This is a genomic window from Sphingorhabdus sp. (assembly GCF_035329025.1).
Taxonomy (GTDB): Bacteria; Pseudomonadota; Alphaproteobacteria; order Sphingomonadales; family Sphingomonadaceae; genus Sphingorhabdus_B.
In genome coordinates, this window is sequence record NZ_DAOLHN010000002.1 from 1 (window position 1) to 19,381 (window position 19,381).

At 58.0% G+C, this 19,381-nt stretch carries 27 protein-coding genes; 15 read left to right on the forward strand and 12 right to left on the reverse strand.

What is annotated here, in order from left to right; genetic code table 11:
* The 3 genes from PKC81_RS00495 to PKC81_RS00505 form a co-directional block, all read left to right on the forward strand.
* On the forward strand, positions 1-872 hold an 872-nt coding region (locus tag PKC81_RS00495; RefSeq protein WP_324332646.1), incomplete at its 5' end, for a phosphomethylpyrimidine synthase ThiC.
* A gap of 46 nt (positions 873-918) precedes the next feature.
* Positions 919-1,278, forward strand: coding sequence for a hypothetical protein (locus tag PKC81_RS00500; protein ID WP_324332647.1), 360 nt, complete (start codon positions 919-921; stop codon positions 1,276-1,278).
* A gap of 121 nt (positions 1,279-1,399) precedes the next feature.
* Entirely contained in the window at positions 1,400-2,200 is an 801-nt protein-coding gene (locus PKC81_RS00505; RefSeq protein WP_324332648.1) for a haloacid dehalogenase type II, read from the forward strand.
* Between the two features lie 13 nt (positions 2,201-2,213).
* Here PKC81_RS00505 and PKC81_RS00510 read toward each other — a convergent pair whose 3' ends face one another.
* The 4 genes from PKC81_RS00510 to PKC81_RS00525 all read right to left on the reverse strand — a co-directional run bounded on the left by PKC81_RS00510 (position 2,214) and on the right by PKC81_RS00525 (position 5,858).
* Positions 2,214-3,242, reverse strand: coding sequence for a DUF3644 domain-containing protein (locus PKC81_RS00510; protein WP_324332774.1), 1,029 nt, complete (start codon positions 3,240-3,242; stop codon positions 2,214-2,216).
* Positions 3,243-3,400: 158 nt separating this feature from the next.
* Positions 3,401-4,555 (reverse strand): Fic family protein, encoded by a 1,155-nt coding sequence (locus PKC81_RS00515; RefSeq protein ID WP_324332651.1) that lies wholly within the window; start codon positions 4,553-4,555, stop codon positions 3,401-3,403.
* A 155-nt stretch (positions 4,556-4,710) separates the two neighbouring features.
* Complete coding sequence (locus PKC81_RS00520) at positions 4,711-5,196, reverse strand: YaiI/YqxD family protein (protein WP_324332775.1); 486 nt, start codon at positions 5,194-5,196, stop codon at positions 4,711-4,713.
* 23 nt (positions 5,197-5,219) lie between these two features.
* A complete protein-coding gene (locus tag PKC81_RS00525) occupies positions 5,220-5,858 on the reverse strand; it encodes a DUF2726 domain-containing protein (RefSeq protein ID WP_324332652.1) in 639 nt (212 codons plus the stop codon).
* 101 nt (positions 5,859-5,959) lie between these two features.
* Here PKC81_RS00525 and PKC81_RS00530 point away from each other — a divergent pair, with 101 nt between their 5' ends.
* Complete coding sequence (locus PKC81_RS00530; protein ID WP_324332653.1) at positions 5,960-6,268, forward strand: hypothetical protein; 309 nt, start codon at positions 5,960-5,962, stop codon at positions 6,266-6,268.
* Here PKC81_RS00530 and PKC81_RS00535 read toward each other — a convergent pair whose 3' ends face one another.
* Positions 6,269-6,706: a hypothetical protein gene (locus PKC81_RS00535; protein WP_324332654.1), complete on the reverse strand. Its 438-nt coding sequence runs from the start codon at positions 6,704-6,706 to the stop codon at positions 6,269-6,271.
* A gap of 11 nt (positions 6,707-6,717) precedes the next feature.
* On the opposite strand from PKC81_RS00535, the gene PKC81_RS00540 reads away from it, so the two are divergent.
* The gene (locus tag PKC81_RS00540; protein ID WP_324332655.1) at positions 6,718-7,314 is read left to right on the forward strand and encodes a hypothetical protein; all 597 of its coding nucleotides are present in this window, start codon (positions 6,718-6,720) and stop codon (positions 7,312-7,314) included.
* Between the two features lie 106 nt (positions 7,315-7,420).
* A complete protein-coding gene (locus PKC81_RS00545) occupies positions 7,421-8,746 on the forward strand; it encodes an MFS transporter (RefSeq protein ID WP_324332657.1) in 1,326 nt (441 codons plus the stop codon).
* A 32-nt stretch (positions 8,747-8,778) separates the two neighbouring features.
* On the opposite strand, the gene PKC81_RS00550 is transcribed toward PKC81_RS00545, so the two are convergent.
* On the reverse strand, positions 8,779-8,910 hold the full coding sequence (locus tag PKC81_RS00550; RefSeq protein ID WP_324332659.1) for a hypothetical protein: 132 nt from the start codon (positions 8,908-8,910) through the stop codon (positions 8,779-8,781).
* A gap of 78 nt (positions 8,911-8,988) precedes the next feature.
* On the opposite strand from PKC81_RS00550, the gene PKC81_RS00555 reads away from it, so the two are divergent.
* The 3 genes from PKC81_RS00555 to PKC81_RS00565 all read left to right on the forward strand — a co-directional run bounded on the left by PKC81_RS00555 (position 8,989) and on the right by PKC81_RS00565 (position 10,683).
* Positions 8,989-9,417 (forward strand): hypothetical protein, encoded by a 429-nt coding sequence (locus PKC81_RS00555; RefSeq protein ID WP_324332660.1) that lies wholly within the window; start codon positions 8,989-8,991, stop codon positions 9,415-9,417.
* 61 nt (positions 9,418-9,478) lie between these two features.
* Entirely contained in the window at positions 9,479-9,856 is a 378-nt protein-coding gene (locus PKC81_RS00560; protein ID WP_324332661.1) for a VOC family protein, read from the forward strand.
* 86 nt (positions 9,857-9,942) lie between these two features.
* A complete protein-coding gene (locus tag PKC81_RS00565; RefSeq protein WP_324332662.1) occupies positions 9,943-10,683 on the forward strand; it encodes a hypothetical protein in 741 nt (246 codons plus the stop codon).
* Here the strand turns inward: PKC81_RS00565 and PKC81_RS00570 are convergent.
* Together PKC81_RS00570 and PKC81_RS00575 are read right to left on the reverse strand one after the other, a co-directional pair.
* Positions 10,680-11,291: a hypothetical protein gene (locus PKC81_RS00570; RefSeq protein WP_324332663.1), complete on the reverse strand. Its 612-nt coding sequence runs from the start codon at positions 11,289-11,291 to the stop codon at positions 10,680-10,682. The two genes, PKC81_RS00565 and PKC81_RS00570, sit on opposite strands and share 4 nt — an antisense overlap.
* Positions 11,291-11,593: an alkylphosphonate utilization protein gene (locus PKC81_RS00575; RefSeq protein WP_115549522.1), complete on the reverse strand. Its 303-nt coding sequence runs from the start codon at positions 11,591-11,593 to the stop codon at positions 11,291-11,293. Before PKC81_RS00575 ends, PKC81_RS00570 begins: the two co-directional genes overlap by 1 nt.
* Positions 11,594-11,680: 87 nt before the next feature.
* On the opposite strand from PKC81_RS00575, the gene PKC81_RS00580 reads away from it, so the two are divergent.
* Positions 11,681-12,517, forward strand: a complete 837-nt coding sequence (locus PKC81_RS00580) for a hypothetical protein (RefSeq protein ID WP_324332664.1) — start codon at positions 11,681-11,683, stop codon at positions 12,515-12,517.
* Here the strand turns inward: PKC81_RS00580 and PKC81_RS00585 are convergent, their stop codons facing one another.
* Positions 12,518-12,940, reverse strand: coding sequence for an ion channel (locus PKC81_RS00585; protein WP_324332666.1), 423 nt, complete (start codon positions 12,938-12,940; stop codon positions 12,518-12,520). It abuts the gene before it with no gap.
* 143 nt (positions 12,941-13,083) lie between these two features.
* On the opposite strand from PKC81_RS00585, the gene PKC81_RS00590 reads away from it, so the two are divergent.
* The gene (locus PKC81_RS00590) at positions 13,084-14,304 is read left to right on the forward strand and encodes a cytochrome P450 (RefSeq protein WP_324332667.1); all 1,221 of its coding nucleotides are present in this window, start codon (positions 13,084-13,086) and stop codon (positions 14,302-14,304) included.
* Between the two features lie 13 nt (positions 14,305-14,317).
* On the opposite strand, the gene PKC81_RS00595 is transcribed toward PKC81_RS00590, so the two are convergent.
* Entirely contained in the window at positions 14,318-15,124 is an 807-nt protein-coding gene (locus PKC81_RS00595) for a DUF1295 domain-containing protein (RefSeq protein WP_324332668.1), read from the reverse strand.
* Complete coding sequence (locus PKC81_RS00600) at positions 15,121-15,726, reverse strand: lysophospholipid acyltransferase family protein (RefSeq protein WP_324332669.1); 606 nt, start codon at positions 15,724-15,726, stop codon at positions 15,121-15,123. Before PKC81_RS00600 ends, PKC81_RS00595 begins: the two co-directional genes overlap by 4 nt.
* A gap of 121 nt (positions 15,727-15,847) precedes the next feature.
* Here PKC81_RS00600 and PKC81_RS00605 point away from each other — a divergent pair, with 121 nt between their 5' ends.
* Genes PKC81_RS00605 through PKC81_RS00620 form a run of 4 tightly spaced genes read left to right on the forward strand, consistent with a single transcriptional unit; the run spans position 15,848 to position 18,867 of the window.
* On the forward strand, positions 15,848-16,978 hold the full coding sequence (locus PKC81_RS00605) for a beta-ketoacyl-ACP synthase III (RefSeq protein WP_324332670.1): 1,131 nt from the start codon (positions 15,848-15,850) through the stop codon (positions 16,976-16,978).
* Complete coding sequence (locus PKC81_RS00610) at positions 16,975-17,385, forward strand: ketosteroid isomerase-related protein (protein WP_324332671.1); 411 nt, start codon at positions 16,975-16,977, stop codon at positions 17,383-17,385. The genes PKC81_RS00605 and PKC81_RS00610 overlap by 4 nt, the downstream gene beginning before the upstream one ends.
* 1 nt (position 17,386) lies before the next feature.
* Positions 17,387-17,974 carry a GNAT family N-acetyltransferase gene (locus tag PKC81_RS00615; RefSeq protein ID WP_324332672.1) on the forward strand — a complete coding sequence of 196 codons (588 nt, stop codon included), beginning with the start codon at positions 17,387-17,389 and terminating at the stop codon, positions 17,972-17,974.
* Positions 17,971-18,867 (forward strand): carbon-nitrogen hydrolase family protein, encoded by an 897-nt coding sequence (locus PKC81_RS00620; RefSeq protein WP_324332673.1) that lies wholly within the window; start codon positions 17,971-17,973, stop codon positions 18,865-18,867. Before PKC81_RS00615 ends, PKC81_RS00620 begins: the two co-directional genes overlap by 4 nt.
* A gap of 10 nt (positions 18,868-18,877) precedes the next feature.
* On the opposite strand, the gene PKC81_RS00625 is transcribed toward PKC81_RS00620, so the two are convergent.
* The gene (locus tag PKC81_RS00625) at positions 18,878-19,378 is read right to left on the reverse strand and encodes a thermonuclease family protein (protein ID WP_324332674.1); all 501 of its coding nucleotides are present in this window, start codon (positions 19,376-19,378) and stop codon (positions 18,878-18,880) included.
* Positions 19,379-19,381: the final 3 nt, after the last annotated feature.

The following is a 19,381-nucleotide window of genomic DNA, read 5'->3' on the forward strand; positions in this document are numbered from 1 at the left end:
GCAGCATCATGGCGAAATGGTGCCTCGCGCATCACAAGGAAAGCTTCCTCTACGAACGCTTTGACGAGATTACCGAGATCATGAAGGCCTATGACGTTGCCTACAGCCTTGGCGACGGCCTGCGCCCCGGCTCCATCGCCGATGCCAATGACGAGGCGCAATTTGCCGAGCTGTACACGCTGGGCGAGCTGACCAAGCGCGCCTGGGAACAGGATGTGCAGGTGATGATCGAAGGACCCGGCCATGTGCCGATGCACAAGATCAAGGAGAATATGGACAAGCAGCTGGAGGCGTGCGGCGAGGCGCCCTTCTACACGCTCGGGCCGCTGACGACCGACATCGCGCCCGGATATGACCATATCACCAGCGGTATCGGCGCGGCTATGATCGGCTGGTACGGCACGGCCATGCTTTGCTACGTCACGCCGAAGGAGCATCTGGGCCTGCCCGACCGCGACGATGTGAAGGTCGGCGTGGTCACCTATAAGCTGGCGGCGCATGCGGCGGACTTGGCCAAGGGCCACCCGGCGGCGAAGGTGCGCGACGATGCGCTCAGCAAGGCGCGCTTCGAATTCCGTTGGCGCGACCAGTTCAACCTCAGCCTCGACCCCGATACGGCGGAGCAATATCATGACCAGACACTGCCCGCAGAAGGCGCCAAGACCGCGCATTTCTGCAGCATGTGCGGGCCGAAATTCTGCTCGATGAAGATCAGCCAGGAAGTGCGGGAGTTTGCGCGGTTGCAGAACCAGCCAGCCGATGGCTTTGTCGCGGCGGAAGAGGCCGAGGCAGGCATGGCGGAGATGAGCAAGGTCTATGACGCCACCGGGCGCGAGCTCTATATGGGGCAGGGCGATCGGGAGCATGATTGATCGCAGGGCACTTTGCGCAATGTTGCTCGCTTGCGGATTTGCTGCAATGCCACTTCAACCTATTCAGGCGGAGGCCAAGGTGAAACTTGATTTCAGCGACGTGACATTGGTTGAGGATGCCAAACGGCTTGAAGCCAAGGGCGAGTTGGTAAAAATACTGCTGTTCCCCGAGGAGTTTGGCGGAGAAGATATTCCTGCCAATGTAGTTTTCGTCCCGAAGGCTGCTGCCGACGCTAAGGCTCTCATCACTGAAACTCTGATCAAATATGTCGAAGACGACCTGATCAACAAGCTTACCGTCGAACCAGAGTATAAGGGCAACAGTTTTGTCCCTAGTCGAATAGTGATGAAGGCTAGCCATAGTGACAAGCATGGCGGATTTGAACCGACCATTAAGGTCTGGTGATGCTTGTCGCGGCAGAGGATGCCGAGGCAGGTATGGCCGAGAGGAGCAAGGTCTATGACGCCACCGGGCGCGAGCTCTATATGGGGCAAGGCGATCACGAGCATGATTGAGGGTTGAAACCATGACCGTACGCACCCCGCCCAAGGCACTGGCCTTTGATGTTTTCGGCACGGTCGTCGATTGGCGGACGAGCATCGCGGCCTTGGTGGGGCGGGTGCTCGGCGCGGCGGGCCATCCCGATATCGATGCCTTTGCCTTCACCGATGATTGGCGGATGCGCTACCTGATCGGCATGCGCGATTTCGGGCAGACGGGGCGCGGCTTTGTGAAGCTCGATATCCTGCACCGCGAAATGCTCGACGCGCTGCTCGCCGATACCGGTCTCGATCTGGCGGAGGCCGATCGCCACGCGCTGGTGATGGGCTGGCACCGGCTGGAGCCCTGGCCCGATAGCGTTGAGGGGCTGACCCGGCTGAAACGGCTTTTCCCGCTTGTCACCTGCTCCAACGGCCATATCGCGCTGCTCGTAAATATGGCGCGGCACGCGGGCCTGCCCTGGGATGCGATTTTGGGGGCGGAGGTTGCGCAAGCCTATAAGCCCGCACCCGCCGCCTATCAGCGCACCGCACAAGCGCTTGATATCGCCCCCGGCGAGCTATGCCTCGTCGCCGCCCACCATGGCGATCTGTTCGCCGCGCGCGCCGCCGGCCTGCAAACCGCCTTCATCCACCGCCCGCTGGAATATGGCGGCGCCCCGGCGCCCGACCTGCAATATCAGCAGCCATGGGATTATGAGGCGGGGAGTTTGACCGAGCTTGCTGCGGTGTTTGGGGGGTGTTGGGGACGCCAAATGAACAAGGTCTTTTACAACACTAGGCGCGAGCTATACTTGAGCATTGGTGATCGGGAGCCTGATTCATAAACAAAGTGAACTCTCATTTTGTTGGGACGAATGCTTTCAGTGCTTCAAATTCTTCCGGGTTCGATACCACTCCGACCAAAAATTCGACCCATTTATCAGAATATGTGTAGTCATTGTGAGCTGAATGGAAATGACAATAGTCCTTCTTGCAGTCTGAAGGGTTCTTCGCGCCCTTACGGGGGCGTGCTCCGAACTTCTTCCATGCCAGCTGGTGGTGGTGTGAGGTAAAGTTTTCACCTGTTTGCTCCCGCACCTTCGCAATCACTGTCGTTGGTTTATGAGGCCACAGTTCGTCACCGACGACTTTTTGCATCAGAATATTGGAAACTTTTCCAGTATCAGGGTTATTGTTGTTAAATACAATGTGCGAATCGCCCTTTGTCGCCTTTTCAAAGTGATAGCTAACTTTGAATTTGTAACTCGGACCTTCCTTACCACTGATACCAACCTGATCTATGATTGCTTGATCGATGGCTTCAATGGCTGGGGTCAGATCGTATGTTTGTAGCTTTGCCAGTTGGTCTACTTGCATTTTGCCGAACTGGAGGGACAGAGAAAGGCTGTCCTGCAATCCGGTTCTTTCTCCAAAGAGCTTGCGAATTGTCTGATCAAAATTTAAGCAGTTTGCTTGAAACAAAGTCCAATAAGTCCGCCCAATGGACGATAAGAGTTTATGCTCAACATTGTCTCTGAGAATTTTCAGTGCACTCAAGTTCTTTTTTACGTCCTCACCTAAAGGGCAATCGTCTCGGTTAAGCATTTGGCTAAGTAATAGCGAGTTGCCATCTTCATTGACGTTTTCCACGCCCTTCCGTTCATAGTATTCGTGCAGAAGGTATGTCCAAGCGATTTGACTAAGAACTGGAAAAATCTGTATCTTGAACAGTTTCGTCGGGCTATTGAAATTTTCTACAGCCGCCAGCATCGCTTCTCGTGAACGGTAAAGACGTTCATCATCAATAGGTGAAAGGCCGCTCTTTAGATCTACCAGCGATTTTTCGTATCTGAATCTGGCAATTTCATCATCAGTTGCTGCCTCAATGGGCTAGGTCTTCCACCCTGCAAATCGCCCAGGGTTTACGGACGGACTACGCCCGGTATTGATAAGCTGCTGAACATCTTGATAGGTCTCTCCATCACCTAGAAGCTTCTTCGCAATTCGCTTTTCATTTTCAGAGAGTGAAGGGGTTTTCATTGAACTCACCGCCCCACATCCGAAAACAGCCGCACATACGGAAAATACTGATACACGCGATACCGGGCCTGCCCCGTAATCTCGACCAATAGTTCAGCCTCGACAAAACGGTCGATCAGGTCGGCCGCTGCGGGGAATGAAACGCCCAGTTTTTCCATCACATTTCGATTGTCGATGAATGGATGCGTGTAGAGGCTTTCCAGCACGCGTAATCCATTGCCAGCAGAACGTCCAAAGCGATCGGTGATATTCCTCCGATGCTCCTCCCGCATGGCGACGATATTGCGCGCTGTCTCGGTTGCCTCCAGACTGACCGAAGCCACGCCTTCAAGAAAGAATTTGATCCATTCCTCCCACTCGCCTTTGTCACGAATGTTCTGCAGCAGCTCGTAATAACGGGCCCGATGCAGTTTGAACCAGTGCGATAGGTACAGCACCGGTTTCAGCAATATTTCTTTTTGGCACAGATAAAAGGCGATCAGCAGCCGCCCAACACGGCCATTGCCGTCGAGAAAAGGGTGAATGGTTTCGAACTGCGCATGGATCAGCCCGATCTTGATGAGTGCTGGAATATCGCTTTCGGTATGAACGAATTTCTCGAGGTCGGAGAGCAGCCGTCCGACTTCGTGGGGCGGTGGCGGAACGAAGATGGCATCGTTTAGTGTCGATCCGCCGGGTCCGATCCAATTTTGGCTGGTGCGCAATTCGCCCGGGTTAGCATGATTCCCCCGTACGCCATGCATCAGTCGCTCATGAATTTCACGGATAAGCCGAACGGAAATTGGCAATTCCGCCAACCGCTGCAGACCATAATTCATGGCGCGCACATAGTTCAGCACCTCGCTGACATCGCTGGGCCGGTCCGCGTCGTGTATGGCGGCCTCCGCTTCCAACAGATCGTTGAGCGACGATTGCGTTCCTTCGATCTGGCTGGAAAGAACGGCTTCCTTGCGGACATACATGAAAACGAACATGTCGGGGTCGGGCAATGTTTGGATCGATCCATCTAGCCGCCCAAGCGCACGATCCGCTTTTGACAACATAGTCTGCATTGCGCCGTCAATATCGATCGGCGGCAAGGGCGGCAGCGGCTCCGGCATGAAAGCCGAATAGTGGTTTGGCTGTTTGACATATCGGCCAGCCCTGAATTGCGTCGTCATTTCTGCCTCTAATTAAAGCCTGACTTAACTTATCGGGAGTTTTCTCATTTAGTCAAGGGTAGCCTTTAATTAGAATGAGAGGTGCCCGCTAATTAAAGGTTGGCCGTACTTAGCGGGGCATGGCAGCGTTTAATAAAGATCAGCCCTTAACCGCCTCACCCCAACCTAACCAAAGCCTCATCCAACGCCTGCAAAAACCTTGACCGGTCGGCCTTCGCAAACGGCGCTGGCCCGCCCCCAATCCCGTCCATACCGGCGCGCAGGTCGGCCATGATGGCGCGGGTGGCGATGGCGCTGCCGATGGAGGAGGTGGTGAACGGCTTGCCGTTATGGCCGATGACGACTGCTCCGGCTTTGAGGCACCGGTCCGCGAGCAAAATGTCGGCGGTGATCACGACGCTGCGTGGCCCGGCTTGCTCCGCAATCCAGTCATCGGCGGCGTCGAAGCTGTCCGATACGATCTGCCGCGTAATCAGCGGATGGTCGGGCATGCGAAAGCGCGCATTGCTGACCAGCACGACGGCCACATTGCGGCGCCAGGCAACCTTGTAAATCTCCTCCTTCACCGGGCACGCATCGGCATCGACAAGGATGCGGGGCGTCGGGATGCGCGGCGAGGGATCGGGACTGTCGGAGGTCATTTCCATTTGAGGCCATAGAGCAATTAACTCTCCGGCACCAATTTCTCCACCAACCGCTTCAACTCGCCCGCCGTGGTGTGCCCGGCGACCACTTCATGATAGCCAATCCCCGCCTTGCGCAGCGCTTCCTTTTTCACCGCATCCCTTGCCGCCGCCGTGCCTTGGTGGTGGCCGCTGCCCTGATATTCGATAGCGTGGACGACGCGCGCATCAGGGTCCATCAGTGCGAAATCGACGCGCTTTGCATTGATCGCCCAATAGGCATCCTTGTCGGGGCTCGACAAAAACTCGCCCAAGGATACCTGCGCCATAACTTGCCAGCCGGGGTTGCGCGCGATGACAGCGGCGTCGAGCGCCTTGAAAAGATTGGCCTCTGGCCGGTTTAGAAGGGCGCGCGCGCTGAAATCTGCAGCCATTACGCAGGCGAGTTGATCGGTGGCGCTGCCATTGGCTTTGGCTGTCTCGACGGGCACGACCTTGCCAAGCGGCACAACCTTGCCGCCCTTTTTACCCGCATTGCGCCCCTGCCAATAGGCACGCCGCTCTGCCCGCTTTTGCCCTTCGACCAGCCGCTCCACCCCGATACCCAGCGCCGCCCCCACCGCCAGCACGACGAGAAGGATCAAGGGTCGATCAATAAGAGCAAGTAATTCGGGCGGCATAAGGCGCTATTGTGTAAAATGGCCGACAAATGGTCAATAGTTGGATTGTTGCACCCAATCCCCGCGTGACATTCTCTCCCAACGGGGTAGGACAAGGCGATATGACCAGTCCTGCAAAATCCCCCATCCGCAAACGCCCCAACCCTTTCACCATTGCGATGGATGCATGGGCGCTCGCCGCTGAGTCCAATATGGTGATCGCGATGCGGCTGGGTGCGCTGGCCTTTGGCGGACCGGCGGCGGTGAAAGAGGCGGAGCGGATGGTTTCGGAAAAGGTCGCAGCGAACATGGCGCTGGGCTTTGACTTGATGACCGGAAAGCTCGGCACCAGCCCCGACCAGATCCTTAGCGGCAGCATCGCCCACTATTCGCGCCGCGTGCGCCGCAACCGGGAACGGCTGGCGAAATAGCTAGGCTTTCTGCCGCAACGGCTCCATCGGCTGGGCGAAATAGCGCGCCCAGACATAGCGCCAGGGCACGATGAAATAGGCGATGATGATGCCGATGCAGTCGTAGAATAACCCCTCTATATCGGGCGTCCATTTGTCCGCCATCCAGGCGCGGCCCGCGATCAGGACGATCCAGATCGTCTTCCACGCGATTTCATAGAGCATCAGCGGCAGCATCTGCAGCGGATAGCGCACGCCGAGCAGGCTCATCAGCGCGAGCGCCGCCAGCATCGATTTCGCGAGGCCGCGCATCACATCCCAGTCGGCACTTTCGAACAGCAATTGCGGCCAGACGAACATCGCCCCCATAATCCCGGCCATCAGAAGGAACAGGAAACGCATCGCGTTGATCCGCCATGTGGCGACGGGCGGCAATTGGGTGTCGTTGATCGTCTGCATGCTATTCCCCCATGCACCGGAAACGGGTGCGGCTATCTGTAATAGTGTATTATATCACTAATCCTGTCAATCGCGCGAATGCATCAGGTCATTTGCAAGCGTCTTGGCGCTTTTCGGGCCAGAAAATCGGCCGTTATCGGGGCCGTTCTCTGTGGCAGTTTGCGCGATTTTTCCAATTTTTTGCCGTCCGGGAAAGTTATGGGATGTCATCAATCCGTGTTCCGAAGGAGCTTCCCGCCATGCGCCGTTACATTTTGTCGCTGCTGATCTGCTTAGCATTGGCCTTACCCCAGATGGCGGCGGCGCAGGGACGCGATTTTTATGTGTTCCAGTACAACAGCACCATCCGCGATTTTAACAAAGCGATTGATCGCGTTAACGAAGCCAAGACGGACATGAAAACCGAAAGGGATTTTGCGCGGGGCTGCGCGCTTTTGGACGGGCTGATCTCTGATCTGAAGGAGGCGCAGATTCTGTCTGAAAAGCTGGCCGATTATGCGTACCGGATTGAGAATGACGAAGGCCATCGCGCGGCCGTGGATCAGCACAACGCCTTGCTCGAAGAACGCCATTATTGGGAAAGCGAACGCAGCCGGATGTGCAGTTAGCCGGGGAACGACGGAGACATAAAACAAGACGGCAGGCCGCATATATCTCTTGGCATCGCTCGTCCGCTCACCCATGGTGGCCGGACGGGATGAGGAGAGAGAGCCGATGTCCGCCAATGGTTTAAGTTCTGCGGAGCAGGATAAAGTTCAGGATTCGGCGTCCCGATGGGGGCTGCTCGTGCTGCTCACCATCATCAATGTCCTGAATTTTGTCGACCGGCAGTTGCTCCCCAGCTTTGCGAATTTCATAAAGCCGGAGCTCGGGCTGACCGACACCCAATATGGCCTGCTGACGGGGCTGTTCTTTATCATCTTTTACGCGGTTGCCGGACTGTTCATGGGGATATTGGCCGACCGGATGCATCGGGGAAAGCTGATCGCGGCCGCGATTGCGGTCTGGAGCTTGCTGACCGCGGCGAGCGGGGCGGCGAAGGGTTTCGTTTCGATGGCGATACCGCGCGCGCTGATCGGCGTCGGGGAATCGGCGCTGACGCCTGCGGCGACCTCGCTGCTGGCGGACCGGTTCCGCCCTTCGCAACTCGGGATGGCGGCGGCGCTTTATTATCTGGGCGTACCCGTGGGGGCGGGGCTCAGCCTGCTGGTCGCAGGCTATCTGGGGCCGACAATTGGTTGGCGCAATTGCTTCTACCTGCTGGGCGGAGCGGGGATGCTGTTTGCAGTGTTTATGTTGTTTGTCCGCGACCCGCGCGTGCCGAACGTGCATCACCATGAACATGGGCCCGGCCTGCGCGGGCATATGCGGCTGCTCGGCGCTGCACTGAAACAATCGCCGGCATTGTGCATGATGATCGGTGGCGGGGTTGCGCTGCACTTTGCAGTGGGCGCGGCGGCGTTTGACCAGATTTGGTTTGTCGAGGAACGCGGGTTCGAACGCGCCGAAATCGCCAAGCTGACCGGCTATATCACAGTGGTTGCCGGGATCGCCGGAACGCTGTTTGGCGGTTTCGCGGGGGATTGGTGGTATAAATACCGGAAATCGGGCCGCGCGATGTTGCTCTTCTGGATGTTCCTGATTGTCGGGCCTTTTTCGGTGATCTTCCGCATATTGCCAGCGGATTCGGCGCTGTTCGTGCCGGGGATCGGGCTGGGTATCTTCATCCTCTGCGCCTTTTATGGCCCGTCCATCTCGACAATCCAGGAACTCTCTCCACCCAACGCCCGTGCCACGGTGATCGCGTTCAACATATTGTGCCTGAATGTCGTGGGCCTTGGCCTTGGCATTACCGGCACCGGCTGGTTGATTGACATGTTCCGCACGGCGGGCAGTCTGGAGCCTTATACCCATGCAGCGATGACTATGTCGGTCGCCTCGCTCTTGGCGCTGCCTGCCTTCTTCCTCGCGGGACGCTGGTTCCACCGCGACAAGGCGCGGATCGAGAGCGGTTTGCCGGGCAGGTTTGAATTTGGTTGAGGGGGGGGGGGGAGCGCTATTGAGCGGCTAGCTCAATAATTGCTCCGGCCTTCGTCGCGGCGCTGTTTGCGGGCGTAGTTACGGCGGATGGCGATACCGCCGATTATGGCCAGCACGGCCATCAACGCGATCAGCGAATAGGCAATGATCAGTCGGGTTTCCAAGGCTGGTTCCTCTATGCGACTGACCCAAGGCGTTCGGAGCGCTGGCGGCGCCTTACACCCTTTCGGCGCAGAACGGGCATGAAAAGCGCTCCTGCAATGTACCGCGCGCTTTACCCTGCGCTATTTGCAGGTAGATACATGTTTGAAGGGGGTGGGATGATGGAGTTGGACGAAGGGGTTAAAAAGCGCTGGCGCTGGTTCTTTTATGCGGCGGCGGCCTATAATATCGTGATTGGCGGAGCAGGGCTGGCGAATAGTGCGGCGGCGGTGAATGACCGGATTGTCGGCCTGCTCGTGATCTGTTTCGGTATAGTCTATGCGATGGTCGGCCGTGATCCGGGGCGCTTTGGACCCATGCTGTGGGCGGGGATAGTGGGCAAGGCGGGGATCGTAGCGCTGTTGCTGCCCGATGTACTCGGCGGGACGTCAGCTCCGGGGACGGGCGCAATCCTGTCCGGCGATGCGTTGTTTACTATCGGCTTTCTGTTCTTTCTGCTGCGGCGATAGGCTTTGCATGACGGGCTTCGGCCGAGGTAATAGCTTTTCAAGCGCGTTGAAGGAGGCGGATGTGGCAAAAATATTGGGCCTTGGCGGCCTGTTCTTCAAATCGGCGGACCCGGCGGCGACTAACGAATGGTATGCGCGTGTGCTGGGCATCAAGGTGGAGCCTTGGGGCGTGGTCTTCACCCCCGATGCCGCCGCTGCACATCCCGGGGCGGCAACGGTCTTTTCTCCGTTCAAGGCCGATACCGATTATTTCGCGCCGTCGGACAAGGAATTCATGTTCAATCTGATGGTCGATGATCTCGACGGTATCCTTGCCCGCTGCGCCGAACATGGGGTGGAGCCAGTGAAAACCTTCCCAGAAGAGGCCAATGGCCGTTTCGCCCACATCATGGACCCCGAAGGCCGAAAGATTGAACTTTGGCAGCCCAAGCCGATGTAAAAAGTGGGCTGCTTGTCTTGCTTTGCAGGCGTTCTGCGAATAGCCAGTAAAAAAATGCGGGTCGCCTCACTCGGGGGAGAAGAGGCTTGAACATATCAGCTAAAGACGCAGCCCTGCGGGAACGGTGGTTTTTCACCGGCATGGGAATCATGCTGTTCCTCGTCGCCTTTATCGGTTTTTCGCGGACTTGGTATTTCGGTGCAGCCTTTCCTGATATTCCGCGACCGGGTGAGCCGTTCTATTATACCATTCACGGGCCGGTGTTCACTCTATGGATGGCGCTGATTGCAGTTCAGCCTTGGCTGATCGGGCGTGGGAACTATAACCTGCACAAACGCCTAGGCTTGTTCGGCCTTGCGGTTGCCGTGCTGGTGGTGACGACAGGTCTTTGGGGAGCATTGCTGCGGGCAGGCGGGCTCGCCGACATGCTGCAAACCGGCATGCCACCCAAAAAAGGCTGGGCAACGCCCTTTTTCAGCATGATGACCTTTACTATCCTTGCCGGCATCGGTTTCTGGAAACGCAAGAACAAGGCGCTTCATAAGCGCGCAATGATTTTAGCGACAATCGGGATGATGGGCGCGCCGCTTGCAAGATGGCCAGTCATCGGTGACTGGCCGGTGGGGTGGACGCGCTTCGTCCTTGAACTGATGATTGTCGGGCTTGCGGTTTACGACTGGCGCAGTTTGGGGCGGCTGCACAAAATTACGCTGTGGGGCGGGCTGTTGCTGGTTGCCGCACACCGCATCATCAAGCCGCTGATCTGGGATTCACCGGGCTGGATGGCATTCACCGACGCGTTGCTAAAACTTGTGGGAATGGCCTAGCCGCCCCAAGGCGGCGGCGCGACAACAGTTGTGGTCAGATCAAACTCCACACGGAAAAAGCGGGCATTTTCACCGGTGCGGCGCAGCACATAGGCAAAGCCGGGATTGGCCGCACCCTTGTCGCTGATCTCGACCTCCCAGACATTGGTCACCGATACGTCGCGGCCCTCGCGACGGAACAACGCTATGCTCTCGGCATCGACGGGAAAGGCTTGTGCGGTCGCCGTGCCCGCGTTTGCCGTATCGCCGCCATATTGGGTCAGCCTGTCCTCGCTGCCATCCTCATGCCGGTGGTCATGTTTTAGCCGCAGGCCGGTTGTGGTGCGTGTAATCACCCAGGTGCGCGAACGATCCCATTTGCCGTCAGCCTCCTTGGGCCCGACATGGAAGGGGATGCGGATTTCGCTGTCGGTGCAACTGCGGATGTGCATCATCATCGGGCGGTCTTTGAAATCTGCATCGGTGTCTTCGTCACTGGCGAGCTTGCCCGGAAACGCCATTCCGCAATGCGCGCTCAGATTCGCCCAAAAGGCGTCTTGCGGATTGGCGGGCGGGGTGGTCGCGCAGGCTGAAAGTGCAAGCGCTGCGATTATGGCCAAGCGCCGCATCAGCGTTTCCGCACAAATTCGGCGCGCAGCACCAGACCTTTGATGCCTTCAAATTTGCAGTCGATTTCCTGCGCATCGCCCGTCAGCCGGATCGATTTGATCAGCGTGCCCTGCTTCAGCGTCTGCCCCGCACCCTTGACGGTCAGATCCTTGATCAGCGTTACCTGATCGCCATCCTGCAATATGTTGCCCACGGCATCACGTACTTCGACAGTGTTCGCGGCAGCCTGTTTGGCCGCAAGTTCGGACGCGGGCAGCCATTCGCCGCTTTCCTCATCATAGACATAATCTTCGTCGGACATTTTCCCGCCTTTCTTGCGCGCGCTGTGCGCCCCGGCTGCACGATTTGCAAGCTTGCCGTGCATGACAGCGGTGGCTAACGGCAGGGTATGAAAATTTCCGCCATGATTGGCTTTACGTTTGTTGCGACATCCTTGTTCGGTGCTGCGCCCGCAATGGCCAATCCCGAACTTGAGGTTGCCGATCGCGGGACGGTGCCGACGTGCAGCGTCACCGATGCGCTGCCCGCCGAAATGGCGAAGCGCGCTGGTGAACTGGGCTATGTGCGCGAAGAGTTGATGCCCTCGACGGTCACGATGCCGCAATTTCGTGGGCGGCTTCGCTGTGCAAGGACGCTCGACGGCTTTGGCAAGGCGATTGGTATCGCGCTGGTCGAAGATTTCCTGCTGGACGGTGAGAAGATTCGCGCGCTCTATCAAGGTGATACGATTATCTTTTCATTGTCAGGCGCAACACCGGCAGCCACTTACCCCACACGCAAGGGGGAGATCCGCTGCTATCTCAGCGGCGCGGCTGCAGTCGTCCAGTGCACCACCGGGTTCGGCCCCAAAGGCGCAAGCATGCTGGTGTTGCAGAACCAGAATGAGGAATATCAGCTTGGCCTTTCGGTAAGTTCCTACGACTGGCCCGAGCATAAAGGCAGGCCATTAGCACCCTTGCACTTCCGCGCCGGAGAGAATGCGCCGGTGACGGTCGACTGGGTCAACCAGTCTCTGTCTGACCGGGACGATGTCAGCGCCTGGACCGCGATCCTCGAGGGCAAGACTTTCACCGATGCCTTGCTGCAACAGAAAGGCCCGGTGCCGATCGAGATAGAAGCAAGGCTGGCGAACGACCAACCGGTGAAGCAGGCATTCGATTTTGCCGAGATGATTGCGCTGTATCGCGCCATGGCGGCGCTGACGCGGGAAATGCCAGTGCGGTGATCATCGCCCCAATCGGGTGACGAGTGTGAAAAAGAAAGCCGTAGACCAACCGAGCAACAGCAACCCGTTTATTCCTTCGATCGCTGAAACCAGCCGCCAGGCAGGCTCGATATAGCGGTCGTCATAACCGATTCCCGCATAGCTGATCGTTGAAAAATAGACGGCTGTCTCAAGCGGCTTGATTGCTCCTAGGCCGATAAAGAGGAAGGCATAGAGCCAGATTTCGAACCCGTGCAGAAGGAAAAGTCCCAGCACGAGGCCGACGATGAAGAACATGCTGCGTGCCGACAGCGAAGAGATGTGGTGCACCTTTTCCTCGTGGAATTCCTTGCGCACCATGCGTGTAAGCAAGTTGAGGCCGAGTCCGTGAATGACGACGGTGATGATCCCCATAAGTGTCGATATTGCGAGTTGTGCCAACATTTGACCAGTATAGTGAAATTTTGGGCGCTGCCATTGATGCAGGGCAAATTGTCTGTGGGCAAAATTGGTAAGCATGGTTGCAATGCCAACTCGGCTGCGTATCGTCGCGGCGGGTGGTCCCACAACAAGCGAGAATCCTATTCATGTCCGACGAAGAACAGCCGCTGCCAACAGGTTACCAGCTTTCGGCGCTTGACCCGACCTATCGCGAAACGCCGTGGGTGCCGCTCGACCGGTTGCGTGCCGCCGACCCGGTTCATCATGACCAGCAGCTTGGCCGATACTTTCTGACGCGCGGGCAAGAGGTTTCGGAACTGATCAAGAACCGCGAACTCAACGCCGATCCCCGCAAGGCCAATGAAGGCAGTTTCTCCAAAACGCTCTATGGCAATAACAGCAAGGAATTGTCGATCCTGATGCTCGACGATCCCGAGCATAAGCGGCAACGTACGCTGGTGTTGAAGGCCTTCAACAAACGCTCGGTCGAGGCGCTGCTGCCACGCATAGAGGAAATCGCGAAGGGACTTGCCGACGATATCGAGGCGGCGGTGGGCGAGTTTGATTTTGTCCAACTGTTCGGTTCGCCCTTGCCGACCACGGTGATGGCCGAATTGCTGGGTATCAACCCCGCCGACCGCAAGGATTTCCGCCGCTGGTCATTAGGCTGCATGCAGGCGCTCAACCCGTTCCGCACGCCAGAGCAGACCGCACTGTACGAGGAATCGACCACCGTGCTCGCCGACTATCTGGCGCGCGAGGTGGATATTCGGCGGAGCCAGCCAAGCGACGACCTGATCACCCGCCTTGCGCAGGCGGAGGAAGAGGGCGACAGCCTGACGACGCAGGACATCGTGTTGCTGATCCGCCTGTTGCTGATCGCAGGCAATTCGACCACCACCGATATGCTCGGCGCGGGTGTGGTGCAGTTGCTCAAGCATCCCGATCAGCTCGCCAAATTCCGCGCGCGGCCCGACCTGCACGACAATGCGATGGACGAGATTTTGCGCGTCGAGCCACCGGTGTCACAGGTGCTGCGCAGCGCGCATGAGGATATGCAGGTCGCGGACAAGGCGATCAAAAAGGGTGACACCCTGCACATGTCGCTGTTCGGCGTGCATTACGATCCCGAAATGAACCCCGATCCGCTGCAATTCGATATCGAGCGCAAGAACGTGCAGCATTTCGCCTTTGGCGGCGGCGCGCATTATTGCCTGGGTGCGGGGCTGGGCAAGGCGCAGGCGAAGATTGCGCTGCCGATGCTGTTCGAACGCTTTCCCAACCTCGCCTTCGCGCCGGGGCGCGAGGTGAAGCACAAGGTCGCCCCCGCCTTTAACGGCTATGGCGAGGTGTGGTTGGTGAAATAGCTCCGCATAGGAGCTATTTCTTCGGCGGCCAGGGGAAGAAGCCCGAGGTGCGCTCGATATAGGCGGCATATTCGGGGCGGTTCTTTTTCAGGCTGCGTTCGAGCAACGGCTTGCCCGACCATTTGGTCAGTGTGAAGGTCAGGAAGATCGGGCCGATGATGCTCACCCAGCCAGCAGGGCCGGTTTCCGCCGCCACCAGCCAGATACCCCACCAGGTGCAGGCATCGCCGAAATAATTGGGGTGGCGGGTATAACGCCACAGGCCGGTGTCGAGCACCTTGCCCTTGTTTGCCGGATTGTGGCGGAAGGCCTTCAACTGCGCATCGCCAACGGTTTCGAAGACGATGCCGATCATCGCGACCGCCACGCCGACCCAGGCAACCGGCCCCATCACCCAGCGTCCGCCCTCGCTGGCCCATATGCCGAGCTGCGCGGGCAATGAGGTGATGAAGAGCAGGGGAGCCTGCGTCAGGAAAACCATGAGGAGCGCGGTCTTGGCCCAGCTCCAGCCCTTGGTTTCCATCGCATGGCCGATAATCTTTTTGTAGCGTGGATCTTCGCCTTCACGCCGCCAGCGTGTGACCAGATGGGCGGCAAGGCGCACACCCCATATCGTTGTGAGTGCCAGCAACACATCGGCGCGGCGGCCATTGCCGTCGATCTGGAACCAGCTCGCCCAGGCAAGGATGACCATGCCAAATGCCCAAAATGCATCGATGAACGATACATCGCGGATTTTGACCGAATAGGCCCAGAGCAAAAGGATTGCGATCATCAACGCCCCAAGGTTGATCGCCAGCATGGTCAACGCACCGCTCATGTTTCGCTCTCCCCGGTAATGCTCGCCATTTGTTTTGACGGATGTTTCGGCGTTACCTTGGCATAAACCTCTGCCACCTTCGCCATATCCGCTTCATAATCGCCGGTTGGCCAGATCATCGGGCCAAGTCCGCCGGTTTTCTTGCCATAATCCATCATTCCCACGACCATGGGCACCTTTGCGCCCATGGCGATATGGTAGAAGCCTGTTTTCCATTTGCGCACCGCGCCGCGTGTGCCTTCGGGCGCGATGGTGAGCATGAATTCCTTATGCTTGGCGAATTCGTCAATCATCGCCTGCACATAATTGCCGCCCTTTTTGCGATCGACCGGAACCCCGCCCATATCGAGCATGAAATTGCGCATCGGCCAGCGGAAAAGCCCGGTTTTCGCCATGAAATGCGGGGTAATGCCAAGGGTCTGGGTGAGTCCGATATAATAGACAAAATCCCAGTTTGATGTGTGCGGCGCGGCGATGATGATGAAGCGGCGCGGTTCGGGTATCGAGCCCACCGCAGTCCAGCCCTGTCGACGGTAAAACCACATCAGCAATGCCCGGACAGCTCGCGACAGCAGGCTGGGTTTGCGCGTCTCCAATGCCATATTTTTATGGTCCCCTCTCCTGCATGACTTTGAACGCGCGGCCAATCAAAAGCAATTAGCTTGTTTCCCGTATTGGGTGGCGCTAGTCCGCTGACATCACAACAATATAAGCGGGATTGCCATGTCAGACGCCTACACTCCGGTCATTTCGGCGACCGGGCTTTACACCCCCAGCGATACCATCTCGAACGAGGAACTGGTCGCGAGCTTCAATGCCTATGTTGATCTGTATAATGCACGCAACCCAGATGCCGAGCAGCTGGTGCACAGCTCGGTCGAATTTGTCGAAAAAGCGAGCGGCATCAAATCGCGCCATGTGATCGACAAGAGCGCGATTATCGATCCCGAAATCATGGAACCGCGCTATGCAGAGCGGCCCAATGACCAGATTTCGCTGATGGCCGAAATCGGCGTTGCCGCGTGCCGCGACGCGCTGGCCAAGGCCGGACGCGACATAGCCGATGTCGATGCTGTGCTTTGCGCCGCATCAAACATGCAGCGCGCCTATCCGGCGATGGCGGTGGAAATCCAGCACGAACTGGGCATGGAGCGCGGCTTTGGCTTTGACATGAATGTCGCCTGCTCCTCGGCCACTTTCGGCATCCAGACTGCGGCTGACTATATCCGTTCGGGCAATGCGCGTTCGGTGCTGGTGGTGAACCCCGAAATCACTTCGGGCCATTTGAACTGGCGCGATCGCGACAGCCATTTCATCTTCGGCGATGTGGCGACCGCGATCCTTGTCGAGTCCAAGGATCTGGCCCCTGCACAGCATTGGGAAATTCTCGGTACGCGGTTGAAGACCCAGTATAGCAACAATATCCGCAACAATTTCGGCTTCCTCAATCGGGCTGAAGGCAAGGGGCCGGTCGATCAGAGCGGGCCCAAGACCGACAAGCTGTTCGTGCAGGAAGGCCGCAAGGTCTTCAAGGAAGTGGTGCCGATGGTCGCGCAGATGATCGTCGATCATGCCACGCATCTCGGCCTTGAAGGCAGCAATCTGCGCCGCCTGTGGCTGCATCAGGCCAATCAGGGGATGAACCGCCTGATTTCGCAGCGCGTGCTGGGGCATGAGGCAAATGAGGATGAGAGCCCGACCGTGCTCGACACCTATGCCAACACCTCCAGCGCGGGCTCGATTATCGCCTTCCACAAGCACAGTGAAGACCTGAAGGCCGGCGATACCGGGCTGATCTGTTCGTTCGGCGCGGGCTATTCGGCGGGCACGGTGTTCGTGCGGAAGGTCGCATGAGCCGCGCCGATACGCTGGCGCTGCTGTCGCGTTATTATGAGGCATTCAACGCTGGCAATGGCGAAGGCATGCTGGCCTGCCTGACCGACGATGTCGCGCATGACATCAATCAGGGCGACCGGCAGTCGGGCAAGGAGGCGTTCCGCGCTTTCCTCGCGCATATGGACCGGTGTTACAAGGAACGTCTCACCGACATCGCAATGATGGCGAATGAAGATGGCAGCCGTGGTTCCGCAGAATTCATCGTGCATGGCGAATATCTGGCGACCGATGAAGGCCTGCCCGAAGCGGCAGGACAGACCTATGAATTGCCCGCAGGCACCTTTTTTGAAGTGCGTGATGGCCTCATTTCGCGGGTATCGGTTTATTATAATCTGACCGACTGGATCCGGCAGGTCGGAGGCTGAATTGGCGATTGCGGTGCGCACGCTGACGGGTGCGGAAATCGCCGCAGCGCTCGACGATCTTGCGCGCTTGCGCATCGAGGTTTTCCGCGCCTTCCCCTATCTCTACGACGGCGATGTCGGCTACGAACGCGATTATATAGCCGAATTTGCAGCCGCCCCTGATGCTGCACTGGTTGCGGCTTTCCATGATGACCGCATTGTCGGTGCGGCGACAGCCTCACCCATGGGCGCGCAAAAGGTGGAGTTTCAGCGCCCCTTTGTCGAGCGCGGTCTGGATGTCGACCGGCTTTTCTATTTCGGCGAGTCGGTGCTGTTGCCCGATTATCGCGGGAAAGGCATCGGCCACGCCTTTTTCGACTATCGCGAAGCTGCGGGTCGAGCGGCAGGGGCGGAGCAGGCAAGTTTCTGCGCAGTCATACGGCCTGACGACCATCCTGCCCGACCCGTCGATTACCAACCTCTCGATGCTTTTTGGAAGAAACGCGGCTATGCGCCTGTTTCCGGCTTCGTGACTGATTTTGATTGGAAGGAAATCGGTGGCGCAGAAGAGGTGTCGCACCAAATGCAATATTGGATTGGCCAGCTATGAACGCCTTTACCATTGCCGCCGCGCAATATCCGATCGACGAAGTCCGCAGCTTTGCCGAATGGGAGGATAAGCTGGCGCGATGGGTCGAAGAAGCCAAGGCAGGCGGGGCGAGCCTCGCGGTCTTCCCCGAATATGGCATCATGGAACTGACCGCTGCGAACGCCAAGGCGCGCGACGATCTGGCCTATTCGCTCGAATGGTTGTCGGATCACCGCAGCGACATTGACGCCGCCCATGAACGGCTGGCGGCCGAACATCATATCCATATCTGCGCCTCATCTTGCCCGACGCGGGTGGGGGCGCAATTCCACAATGTCGCGCGCCTGTTTGCACCCAATCGCAAGATGGGGGAACAGGCGAAAATCGTGATGACCCGTTTCGAGCGCGAGATTTGGGGCGTATCCGGCGCGCGCGACCTGATCCTGTTCGACACTGCCCTGGGCAAGATTGGCATCGCTATCTGCTACGACAGCGAATTTCCGATGATCGCCCGCGCATTGGCAGAGGCTGGTGCAAAGCTGTTGCTCGTTCCATCGGCAACCGATGGGCTGACAGGCTATTGGCGGGTGCGCATCGGTGCGCAAGCCCGCGCGTTGGAAAACCAGTTTTACGCCGTACATTCGCCGACGGTTGGGGAGGCGCCGTGGTGCCCCTCGCTCGATAGCAATCGCGGTGCCGCCGGGGTCTACGGCCCTCCCGACATCGGCTTTCCGGACAATGGCGTCGTTGCCTTGGGTGAACTGGACAAGCCGATGTGGTTGTTCGCTGACGTCGATCTGGAAAAAGTCGATAAGGTTCGCGCCGAAGGCGCGGTGTATAATTACAAGCATTGGGACGAACAGTCTGATGCGCCTTTGCCAAAATTGCAGGTGACGACGCACAGCTTGCTATAATCGGTGTGCGCTATTCGGTGACGATCCGTTTCTGCGCGCGCCAATCCTCGGGGCGCTCGAAGGCGCCGATCCAGATGCCTTTTTTCGCGGCACGCGCCGCATCCTCCTCGTCAGGATAGTCGCGCACGCCCAAATATTCATGGCTGATGGCCATGCCGTCGCGGACTTGGGCAGCGGCAACATCGGCCGTTTGGCGGGTGGAGCAGGTAGCTAGCGCGCGGCCATATTTGTCTTTGGCTTGTGCTTTGCAGACAAGGCCGGGTTCTAGCAGGCGTTTTTCGAGAGCGGCACGTGCGGCTTTCCCGCACTGCCATTCAACGCCCTCTGCATCGCGGCAGGTCTGGCGATATTCGGGAGCATCAATGCCATGGAGTCGCAATTTGCTGGCGCCGATGGTGAAGCTGTCTCCATCCGCTACGGCCACTTTTTCACCACTGGCGGAAATCGATTCCCGAGGGTCATAGAACCAGGCTGCGGCAAACATGAAGCCGAGCATCAGTAAGGCGATCAAGCT